8 protein-coding genes are annotated in these 10728 nt (G+C 76.3%); 3 read left to right on the top strand and 5 right to left on the bottom strand.

Annotated elements, in window-relative coordinates; genetic code table 11:
* Window positions 1-190 precede the first annotated feature (190 nt).
* Entirely contained in the window at window positions 191-1891 is a 1701-nt protein-coding gene (locus tag CBZ_RS09965; protein WP_130781406.1) for a bifunctional 3'-5' exonuclease/DNA polymerase, read from the top strand.
* 182 nt (window positions 1892-2073) lie between these two features.
* Here CBZ_RS09965 and CBZ_RS09960 read toward each other — a convergent pair whose 3' ends face one another.
* Window positions 2074-2670 (bottom strand): helix-turn-helix domain-containing protein, encoded by a 597-nt coding sequence (locus CBZ_RS09960; protein WP_130781409.1) that lies wholly within the window; start codon window positions 2668-2670, stop codon window positions 2074-2076.
* 269 nt (window positions 2671-2939) lie between these two features.
* Between CBZ_RS09960 and CBZ_RS09950 the strand changes: the two genes are divergently transcribed.
* On the top strand, window positions 2940-4655 hold the full coding sequence (locus tag CBZ_RS09950) for a bifunctional NAD(P)/FAD-dependent oxidoreductase/class I SAM-dependent methyltransferase (RefSeq protein WP_130781405.1): 1716 nt from the start codon (window positions 2940-2942) through the stop codon (window positions 4653-4655).
* A gap of 84 nt (window positions 4656-4739) precedes the next feature.
* Here CBZ_RS09950 and CBZ_RS09945 read toward each other — a convergent pair whose 3' ends face one another.
* From CBZ_RS09945 to CBZ_RS09935, 3 genes are read right to left on the bottom strand one after another with little or no spacing between them, the layout of a single operon-like run.
* Complete coding sequence (locus tag CBZ_RS09945) at window positions 4740-5468, bottom strand: cupin domain-containing protein (RefSeq protein WP_130781404.1); 729 nt, start codon at window positions 5466-5468, stop codon at window positions 4740-4742.
* Window positions 5465-6481 (bottom strand): DUF6807 domain-containing protein, encoded by a 1017-nt coding sequence (locus CBZ_RS09940; protein WP_130781403.1) that lies wholly within the window; start codon window positions 6479-6481, stop codon window positions 5465-5467. Before CBZ_RS09940 ends, CBZ_RS09945 begins: the two co-directional genes overlap by 4 nt.
* Window positions 6478-7938, bottom strand: a complete 1461-nt coding sequence (locus CBZ_RS09935) for a Gfo/Idh/MocA family protein (protein ID WP_130781408.1) — start codon at window positions 7936-7938, stop codon at window positions 6478-6480. Before CBZ_RS09935 ends, CBZ_RS09940 begins: the two co-directional genes overlap by 4 nt.
* 379 nt (window positions 7939-8317) lie before the next feature.
* Here CBZ_RS09935 and arfA point away from each other — a divergent pair, with 379 nt between their 5' ends.
* On the top strand, window positions 8318-9841 hold the full coding sequence (gene arfA / locus CBZ_RS09930; RefSeq protein WP_130781402.1) for an arabinosylfuranosidase ArfA: 1524 nt from the start codon (window positions 8318-8320) through the stop codon (window positions 9839-9841).
* Between the two features lie 230 nt (window positions 9842-10071).
* Here the strand turns inward: arfA and CBZ_RS09925 are convergent.
* The coding region (locus tag CBZ_RS09925; RefSeq protein WP_246013231.1) for a YesL family protein at window positions 10072-10728 on the bottom strand (657 nt) is incomplete at its 5' end.

Genomic DNA, 10728 nt, shown 5'->3' with positions numbered 1-10728 from the left:
CCCCCCCCCCCCCCCCCCGCGACCCCGTCACGGTGCCCGCCGGTCCCGCACGACCCGGCACACCCCGCGCGACCGGCGCGCCCTCCGGTGACACGGCCAGGCGGTGGCCCGGCCGTGGGCCCCGCGCGTCCTGCGGTCACACGGCCGGGCGGCGGCCCGGCCGTGTGGGTGGCACGTCGGACAATGGGCCGTGCCCTACGTGCTGCTCGAGGACGACCCCGCGCGGGCGGGTGGCGTCCTGCTGCGGCACGCGTCGGACGACGGGCTCGTCGACCCGGCGACCGAGGCCGTCGCGGCCCGCGACCTCCCGGCGGCCGTCGCCCGGCTGGAGGTCGACCACCCGCGCTGGGTGTGGGACGACACCGCGCGCCGGTACCCGCCGCTGCTGCGCGCCGGGGTCCGCGTCGAGCGGTGCCACGACCTGCGCCTGTGCCACACGATCCTGCGGCACAGCGCCTACAGCGCCACGTCCGACCTCGCACGGGCGCCGCGCGGACCGTGGGACCACCGCCGCCCCGACGAGCCGCCGCCCGCGGAGCCCGACCTGCTGGACGAGCTCACGCTGCTCGACGACCCCGGCGCGCCCGTGGCGCCACCCCCGACGGACGACGCCCCGCTCGACGTCCCCGGCGAGCTCACCCGTCAGCTCGCGGCGGTCACGGGCGCGACCGAGCCGGGACGGCTCCGGCTGCTGCTCGCCGCCGAGTCGACCGGCGGCCTCATCGCGCAGGAGATGCGGCACGACGGCATGCCGTGGGACGTCGCCGCGCACGACGCGATCCTCACCGGGCTGCTCGGGGCACGACCGCGCACCGGTGGGAGGCCCGCCCGACTGGAGGCGCTGACCGAGCAGATCCGGACCGCGCTCGTGCAGCCGACGCTCAACCCCGACTCGCAGCCGGACCTGCTGCGCGGCCTGCGGCTCGCCGGCTTCGACGTGTCCTCGACGAGCAAGTGGGAGATCCGCGAGATCGACCACCCGGTCCGCGACGCGCTGCTGGAGTACAAGACCCTGTCGCGCCTGCTGTCCGCGAACGGCTGGGCGTGGATGGACACGTGGATCCACGACGGCCGGTTCCGGCCCGAGTACGTGCCCGGCGGCGTCGTCTCCGGGCGGTGGGCGACCAACGGGGGCGGTGCGCTGCAGCTCCCCGCCGCGATCCGCGGTGCGGTGCGCGCCGACCCCGGGTGGCGGCTCGTCGTCGCCGACGCCGCGCAGCTCGAGCCGCGCGTGCTCGCCGCGATGTCCCGCGACGCCGCGATGGCCGCCGCGGGCCGGCAGGCCGACCTGTACCAGGGCGTCGTCGACGCGGGGATCGTCGCGACCCGGTCCGACGCGAAGTACGCGATGCTCGGCGCGATCTACGGCGCGACGACCGGTGCCAGCGCCGCCCTCATGCCGCAGCTCACGCGCGCGTACCCGCAGGCCGTCGCCCTGGTCGAGGCCGCCGCGCGGGCCGGTGAGCGGGGCGAGGTCGTCACGACGTGGCTGGGCCGGTCGTCGCCCGCGCCCGACGCCGCGTGGCAGGACGAGCTGCGGGCAGCGTCGGGCGAGGGTGCCGCCGCCGACGACGTCCGGATGGTGCGCCGCCGGGCCCGCGACTGGGGCCGGTTCACGCGGAACTTCGTCGTCCAGGGCACCGCCGCCGAGTGGGCGCTGTGCTGGATGGCCGCCCTGCGCCGCCGGCTCCGCGACGTCGAGGGCCGTCCGCACCTCGTGTTCTTCCTGCACGACGAGGTCATGGTGCACTCCCCCGCCGACGTCGCCGACCAGGTGGCCGACGTCGTGCGCGACGCGGCCGTCGAGGCGGGGCGGCTGCTGTTCGGCGCGACGCCCGTCGAGTTCGCGCTCAACGTGTCGGTCGTCGAGAGCTACGACCGCGCCAAGTGAGCACAGGCCCGATGGCCCGTGTCCGACGTCGGCGAGATCGTGCGCTGCGGCACGTCGCGGACCGTCCGGCAGCGGCTGACGGCCCAGGGCGTGGTGCGTGCTCGGCCGCCGCGTGCCCCGCGGGCGTGGTCCGGGGGCCGCGCACGACGGGTGTGGTCGGAGACAGCGTGCGCGGCGGGGCGTCAGGTCGTCGCGTCGCCCGTCGTCGTCGAGCGGCGCTGCTGGGCGCGGACGTGCAGGCGCTCACCCTGCGGGCCGAACAGCGTGAGCAGCTCGACGGGGTCCGGGCCGGGGTTGAGGATCGCGTGCGGGGTGCGGGTGTCGAACTCCGCGACCTCGCCCGGGCCGAGCCGCAGGTCGTGCGGGCCGAGCACCAGCCGCAGCCGCCCGGACAGGACGTACAGCCACTCCCAGCCCTCGTGGACCTGCAGCTCCGGCGTCACGGGGGTCGGGTCCGCCGGGATCACGACCTTGTACGACCGGACCCCGCCCGGCCGCCGGGTCAGCGGCACGAACGTGCGGCCGTGCCGCTGGAACGGGCGCGCGTAGACCCGGGGGTCGCCGGTCGCGGGTGCGTCGACGAGCTCGTCGAGCGGCACCTGGTACTCCCGGGCCAGCGGGAGCAGCAGCTCGAGCGTCGGACGGCGCCCGCCCGACTCCAGCCGGGACAGCGTCGAGAGGGAGACGCCGGTCGCGTCGGCGACCTGCGCGAGCGTCAGGCCGCGCTCCTGGCGCAGCGCGCGCAGCCGCCCGCCGACGGCGTCGAGCGCGGCGGTGATGTCCGCGGGGCGGGCGTCGTCGGGCTCGTCGTCGTGGTGGCCGCGGTGGTCGGGGTCGTGAGGCCGGCGACCGTCCGGCTCGGACGCACGGCCGTGGCCGGGGGCTCGGCGTCGGTCCGGGGCTCGGCCGCGGTCGGGGCCGGGTGCGCGGCGGTCGGGGTCGGGGTCGGGGCGCATGACCTCAGTTTGCCGGGACGGCAACACCGTTTGCCAGCCAGGCGGCGTCGGCGCGACAGTGGTCGAGCACGGACGACGACGGAGGAGGACGCATGGACGAGCGGTACGACGTGGTGGTGGTCGGCGGCGGCGCCGCGGGGCTCAGCGGGGCGCTCACGCTCGCCCGCGCCCGCAGGTCCGTCCTCGTCGTCGACGCCGGCGACCCGCGCAACGCCCCCGCGGCCCACGCCCACGGGCTGCTCACCCGCGACGGCACCCCGCCGCTCGACCTGCTCGCCGCGGGCCGCGCCGAGGTCGAGGGCTACGGCGCGCACGTCGAGCGCGGGGAGGTCCTCGCCGTGCACCACGAGGACGGCGCGTTCACCGTCGAGCTCGCCGACGGCCGGTCGGTCGTCGCCCGCGCGGTCCTGTCCGCGACGGGCCTGCGCGACGAGCTGCCCGACGTCCCCGGCCTCGCGCAGCGGTGGGGCACCGACGTCCTGCACTGCCCGTACTGCCACGGGTGGGAGGTGCGGGACCGGGCCGTCGTGATCCTGGGGACGAACCCCCTCGCCGCGCACGCCGCGCAGCTGTGGCGGCAGTGGACCGACGACGTCACGCTCGTCCGGCACACCGCCCCGCCCCTGGCGCCCGAGGACGCCGAGCGCCTCGCCGCCCGCGGCGTCCGCGTCCTCGACACGACCGCCGTCGCCGTCGACGGCCCGAGCGGGGACCTCACCGTGCACCTCGCCGACGGCACCGCCGTGCCCGCCGCGGCCGTCGTCACCGGGACGCGCATGGTCGCGCGCGCCGAGCACCTCGCCCCGCTCGGCCTGCACCCGGTGCCCCTGGAGATGGCGGGCCAGGAGATCGGGCGTGCCGTCCCGGCCGGACCCGACGGCGCGACGGCCCTGCCCGGCGTGTGGGTCGCGGGGAACGTCACCGACCTGCGCGCGACGGTCGTCGTGGCCGCCGCCGCCGGCGTCATGGTGGGCGCCATGATCAACGCCGACCTCGTCGCGCGCGACGCCGACGCCGCCGTCGACGCGCACCGCCTCGCGGCCACCGCGAGCACGGCGCACGCCGCCCACGCCGAGCACGGCAGGCACGGTGGGCACACGCACGGCGGGCACACACCTGCGGACGCGGCCGCTGCCGGTGGGCGGCGCACCGTGCACGGCGTCGACCTGCCCGAGGAGCTCGCGGGGATGTTCGAGCCGGAGTTCTGGGAGGAGCGCTACAGCGGCCCGGCACCCACCTGGTCGGGGCGCCCCAACGACACGCTCGTCCAGGAGACCCGCGACCTACCGCCGGGACGCGCGCTCGACGTCGCGGCCGGGGAGGGCGGCGACGCCCTGTGGCTCGCGGAGCAGGGCTGGCACGTGACCGCGACCGACTGGGCCGCCGCCGGGCTGGCCCGCGGCGAGGCGGCCGCGGCCGAACGCGGCGTCGCCGACCGCGTCGTGTGGCGGCAGGCCGACATCGTCGACGGCACGGGCTGGGGCGACGAGACGTACGACCTCGTGACGTCGCACTACCTGCACCTCCCGCCCGACCTGCGGACGGCCGCCGTCCGCCGGATGGCGTCGTTCGTCTCCCCTGGCGGGACGCTGCTGGTCGTCGGCCACCACGCGCGGGACCTCCGGACGACGATGCCCCGCCCCGACGTCCCCGAGCTGTTCACCGACGCCGACGAGATCGCCGCCCTGCTCGACCCGGCGCAGTGGGAGGTCGTCACGGTCGACGCCCGCGCGCACGAGGCCACCGACCCCGACGGCCGCCCGGTCGTCCTGCACGACGCGGTCCTCCGCGCCCGCCGCCTCCCCTGACGACCCGCGGCCCGCAGCCCTGCCGACGGCCGGGGTGCGCCGGCGTCACGCGCCGCGCCCTGGTGGTCGCCCGTACCGGCCCGGCTAACCCAGGGGCCAGGTCTGGAGGCGCCCGCACATGCCGTAGCGGCGGGGTGCCGGGTCGGGGCGGGCGGTCGACACGCGGGCCGTCGCGAGGTGGCCCGCGACGCCCCGGACCAGCTTCTCGAGCGCCCCGGCCGTCGCGTCGGTCTCGTGCAGGACGGTGCGGGTCCAGCGGTCCTGCCAGTGCGGGACGTACGGGCGGACCAGGCGGGCGGCGGCCTCGTGCAGGGGTCGCAGGGCCTCGGCCGGGCCGACCCGGGTCGCCGCCGCGAGCAGCTCGGCGTACCCCTCCAGCGCCAGGTCGCGACGGCGGCGGGCCGCCGCGGCGAGCTCGTCGTCCGTCGCCCCCGGGCCCGGCAGCAGGGCGGCCGCGCGGTACGCGGCGGGGTCGGCCAGGACGTCGGCGGGGAACGTGAGGATCGCGTCGCCCGCCTCGGGGAGACCCGCGTTGCCCATGACGACGAGGACCTCGAGGTCGCCGTCGTTGACGGCGCGGTGCACGACCCCCGGGTCGAACCGCACGACGTCGCCCGGGCCGAGCGGCTGCTCGGCGAACCCGCCGGGTCCGAGCGTGTGCACCGCACCCCGCCCGGACAGGACGACGTACGCCTCCGCCGACACGGTGTGCAGGTGCGGCGACCCCGACCCGGCCCGCCCGACACCGTCGGGCGCGGGCCAGTCGTACACGCGCAGGTGGCTGAGGGACACCCCGCCGGGCAGCAGGCTCACGACCCCGACCCTGCCACCGCCGCCCGCCCCAGCGCCGCGAGGTCCGCGGCCCGCTCGACGTTGGCGGCACCGTCCGCGACGACGACCGCGTACCGGAACGTCAGCGCGTCCCCGGGCCCGAAAGGCACCTCGGTCGAGAAGAACGGCGCGGGGTTGAGGCACCCGAAGTGCTCGGTCCGGGCGAACCACTGCGGCCCGTCGCCGTCCGCGGGCCCCACGGACCCGTCCGACCCCGCCGAGCCAGCCGACCCCGTCGCCCCCGCCGACCCCGCCGACCCGTCGACCATCACCACGGTCGACGACCGCCCCACGTCGTCGTGCCGCCCGACGAGCCCGAGCCACGGCTGCCGCGTCCCGCGCAGCTCCTCGCCGCCCACCCCGCCGGGCGCGACGAGCACGCCGTCGGTGAACGACCGCGGCCCGCGCCAGAACAGCCCGCCGTACCCGGCGTTCTCACGTCCGCGCGTGGTGGGCGACCCGATGGCCAGGTCGTGCGGCGAGACGTTCGTCATGGTCGTCGTGAACGTCAGGACCCACGCGTCGGACCGGTCGGCAGGGACGACGAACCCGAGCGTCCGGCGCTCGTCGACGACGTGCTCGCGGGCCTGCGTGTGCCACGCGAGGGTGTGGACGAGGTCGACCCGGTCTGTGCCGACGTCGAGCGCCACGACGTCCTGGTGGTCCATCGACCCGTCGTTGTCGAGCTGCACGTACCCCTGCCCGTGCACGTACGTCGGGCCGCCCCAGAAGTTGTGCTCGCCGACCACGGGCAGCGACCAGGCGACGCCCTTGTGCCACACGTGGTCCCAGGGGCGGAACGCGGTGACCAGGTCGCCGCCGCGCGTGCGCAGCGGGTGGACGTAGGGGCGGGGGCTCTCGAGCTGGGCGTCGTCGGGCACGTAGACGTACCGGGCGAGCGCGACGCCACCGGCGTGCACGTCGAGCGCGCGGCCGACGTCGTGCCGGGCGGTGACGGCGGGGCGGGGGTCGAGCCGCGGCAGCCGGGCCGTCACGCGGTGGCCTCCCGGGCGAGGTCGACGCCGAGGTCGAGGTCGTCGACACGGACGGGCAGGCCGGTGACGAGCGACTGGTTGGCGGCGATGCCGACCGCGACGGCGCGCAGGCCGTCGAGGTACCCGGCGGGTCGACCGAGCTCGTCCTGCGACACCCGCAGGTGCCGACGGAAGACGTCCTTGAGCAGGATCGCGTCGCCGCCGCCGTGCCCGCCGATGCCCGCGGGGATCTCGTACTCGGTCGCGCGCTCCCAGTGCCGCTGGACGAGCAGCCGCTCGCCCTCGGGGCGCACGGTGTCGCCGACGACGCCGTCGGGGTTGGCGGACGGGTCGAGGACGGGCTTGCCGTCGCCGCTGAGCACGACGGACCCGCGCTCGACGACCTCGAGCTCCGCGCGTCCCTCGGTCCCGTTGACGGTGACCCGGTACCCCTCCCACGGGCTGTGCGCGTTGAGCGAGTAGGTCAGGGTCGCGCCGCCGCGGTAGTCGACGACGAGCGACATGTTGTCCTCGATCGTGATGCCGGGGCCGAAGACGTCCTGGTCGCGCAGGTAGCCGTCGTGGTGCTCGGCGTCGAGGTAGAGGGCCTGGAGCCGCGGGTCGTCGTGCAGGTCGAGCGCGAACGGGTCGCCGACGGCGCCGGTGCCGCGCGCGGGCCGCGGGCCGAGGCCGCGCGAGGCGGCGGCGCGGTCCCCGTAGAACCGCAGCCCGCCGGAGGCGTAGACGCGGGCGGGGACGTCGTCGAGCCACCAGTTGACGAGGTCGAAGTGGTGGCTGGACTTGTGCACGAGCAGGCCGCCGGAGTTCTTCTTCTCGCGGTGCCAGCGGCGGAAGTAGTCGGCGCCGTGCACGGTGTCGAGCGCCCACTCGAAGTGCACGCTCGTGACCTGGCCGATCTGCCCGGACTGGACGACCTGCCGCAGCGAGGAGTTCCGCGGCGCGTACCGGTAGTTGAACGTCATGGTGACGTCGCGGCCGGTGTCGGCGACGGCCCCGGTGATGCGGCGGCAGCCCGCGCGGTCGGTGGTCAGCGGCTTCTCGACGACGACGTCGGCGCCGGCGGCGAGGGCGCGCGCGACGAGGTCGGCGTGGGCGTGGTCGGGGGCCGTGACGATCACGGTGTCGACGCGCTGCTCCTCGATCATCTTCTCGAGGCCCTCGGGGGTGAACCGCGGGAGCCCGGCGGGTCCGCCCTGCCCGAGGGCGCGGCCGACCTCGGCGTCGTAGTAGTCGATGCGCCCCGGGTTGGGGTCGAGCCAGGCGACGAGGGTGGCGACGTCGGCGTGCTCGCCGGTGATCGCGCCGACGTACATCCCGGCCCGGTGCCCGGTGCCCGCGACCGCGAACCGGCGCTGCTCGCCCGCGGGTGCGGGGGCGAAGTCGGGGACGACCCCAGCGGACGCGACGGTGCTGGCGCTGGAGGCCGGGCGGGGGGCGGTGGGGTTCTGGTCGACCACGAAGATCCTCTGCTCCTCGGCGCGACGTCGCACCGGTGTCGGGAAAGCGCGTTCCGTGAGGCCTAGCCTATGTCGGCGACGTCTCGCTCGCCAGGGTCTGGACCACTCCCGCCGCCGCACCGCCCACCGGGCCCGACCCCGCCCTGCCGCCCGTCCCACCCCCCGCGCGTCGGCGACGAGCGTTGGCGTGGAAGACCTGTCGCGCCCGGCGCGACGAACCTTCCACGCCACGCAGCGCGGCGGCGCGGACCGCCGGTCGAATCGATCCATCCGATCGTCCCGCCGGACTTCCCTCCGCGCGCCGGGCGGGGTTAGGCTCGCTTCTACAACGTTGCACGAAAGCCCGACGACGCCGTCGGGCGCACCAGATGGAGATCCGATGACCCAGCGCGCCACCGTCCTGCTCCACCCCGACTTCCGCGTCGGCCAGATCGACCGTCGCGTCTTCGGCTCGTTCGTCGAGCACCTCGGCCGCGCCGTCTACACCGGCATCTACGAGCCCGGCCACGAGACCGCCGACGAGCACGGCTTCCGCCGCGACGTCGCCGACCTCACGCGCGAGCTCGGCGTCACCATGGCCCGCTACCCCGGCGGCAACTTCGTCTCGAACTACAACTGGGAGGACGGCGTCGGCCCCGTCGAGGAGCGCAAGCCGTTCATCGACCTGGCCTGGCGCACGATCGAGCCCAACACCATCGGCACCGACGAGTTCCTCCAGTGGGCCGAGCGCGAGGGCATCGAGCCGATGATGGCGGTGAACCTCGGCACCCGCGGCGTCGCCGCCGCCGCCGCGCTCGTCGAGTACTGCAACGGCGAGGCCGGCTCCCGCTGGGCCGACCTGCGCATCGCCAACGGCCGCGAGAAGCCCTACGGCGTGCGCCTGTGGTGCCTCGGCAACGAGATGGACGGCCCCTGGCAGATCGGCCACAAGACCGCCGACGAGTACGGCAAGCTCGCCGCCGAGGCCGGCAAGGCCATGAAGCTCGTCGACCCGACCATCGAGCTCGTCGCGTGCGGCTCGTCGTCGATGCAGATGGACACGTTCGGCGAGTGGGAGCGGACCGTCCTCGAGCACACGTGGGACGTCGTCGACCACATCTCGATGCACGCCTACTACGAGGAGCTCGACGGCGACCGCGCGTCGTTCCTCGGCTCCGGCACCGCGATGGACCGGTTCATCCGCCGCGTCGTGTCGTCCGCCGACGCCGTCGGCGCGCGCCGCCGCTCCGACAAGGCGATCACCATCTCGTTCGACGAGTGGAACGTCTGGTACCTGCAGTCCCGCTTCGTCGGGGAGAAGAACCTGCCGCTGCAGAAGGACGCCCCGCGCATCATCGAGGACGTCTACTCGGCGCTCGACGCCGTCGTCGTCGGCGACCTGCTCGTCACGCTGCTCAACCACGCGGACCGCGTGCCGGTCGCGTGCCTCGCGCAGCTCGTCAACGTCATCGCGCCGATCATGACCGAGCCCGACGGCCCGGCCTGGCGCCAGCCGACGTTCCACCCGTTCGCGGCGACCGCGCGCCTGGCCCGCGGCACCGCCCTGGACCTGCGCGTCACGGCCCCGACCGTCACGACGAAGCAGCACGGCGACGTCCCGCTCGTCACCGCGGCCGCGACGCTCGACGGCACCGAGGGCGCGGTCTTCCTGGTCAACCGGTCCGCGGAGCCCGTCGAGGTCGACCTGTCGCACCCCGGCGTCGCGCTGACGCTGGCCCGCGGCGTCCAGGTCACGGCCGACCACGAGGCCGCGGTCGAGGGTCCGGACCACGCCGCCCGCACCATCGCGGAGCACGTCGCCGAGGTCGACGCCCCGGTCACGGCCGCCGAGCCGGGCCGCACGACGCTCACCCTGGCCCCGGAGTCGTGGCTCGCCCTCCCGACGACGGTCACGCGCGCCTGACCCCACTCGTCCGCACGACGCGAGAGCCCCGCCGAGCCCCGCCCGGCGGGGCTCTCCCGTACCCGACCACCACCGCCCCGGCACGCCGAGATCGGCACTTCCGACCGAGATCGTGACCTGCAGGTACCGATCTCGGTTCGACGTACCGATCTCGGCGAGGTGCGTGGGCGGGTGGGCCGGTGAGCGGCGCGGGGCAGCCGGGCGGCGAGGGGTGGGCCGGTGAGCGGACGTCAGGGGCGGGTCGTCGCGCGGTGCTCGACCGCGACCGTCGCCAGGGCCAGCAGGCCCGGCACGATGACCGCGAGCGGCGGCAGCATCCAGACGATCACGCCGCACAGCCCCAGGGCCAGGACCAGCAGGCCCGACCCCGTGAGGTCGTCGCCCGTGCGACGACCGGCGTCGCGCAGCACGACCCGCCACGACGCCCCCGGCGTCCACCCCGCCGCGGCACGCAGCAGGGCGACGAGCAGGGTCACGGCGGCGACGACCGACACGACCCGCACGCCCGTCCCGCCGGGCAGCGCACCGGTGCCGGCGAGGCTCACGTTGAACGCGAGCAGGATCAGCAGCGCGACGGCGCCGACCGACACGAGCCAGACGCCTCGGCACGCGAGCCGGAAGTCGTCCCACAGGTCGCGCAAGGTGTCCGGACGACCGGACAGGTGCCGCCGCACGTGCGCGACGCCTGCCGCGAGGGCGGGCAGAGCAGTGACGACCGGCAGCGAGAGCACGGAGACGGCCAGACCGACGGTGAGCGACTCGCCGAACAGCCCCACGCGACCGCCGCCGAGCAGGGCGCGGTCGTCCGGCTGCGGCGCCTCGTCGTCCGTCGGCGCGGCGTCGCCCGCCCCGGGCCCGGCCGGGTCGGCGCGGCCGCCCGGCCGGTC

Source organism: Cellulomonas biazotea, from assembly GCF_004306155.1.
In the GTDB taxonomy this organism is placed as follows: Bacteria; Actinomycetota; Actinomycetes; order Actinomycetales; family Cellulomonadaceae; genus Cellulomonas; species Cellulomonas biazotea.
The sequence above is the reverse complement of the archived record's forward strand: the minus strand, read 5'-3'. Positions and strand labels throughout refer to the sequence as shown.

Coding starts and splice junctions, on each gene's coding strand:
- CBZ_RS09950 (WP_130781405.1), top strand. CDS start 2,940: ATGGACGAGCGGTACGACGTGGTGGTGGTCGGCGGCGGCGCCGCGGGG.
- arfA (WP_130781402.1), top strand. CDS start 8,318: ATGACCCAGCGCGCCACCGTCCTGCTCCACCCCGACTTCCGCGTCGGC.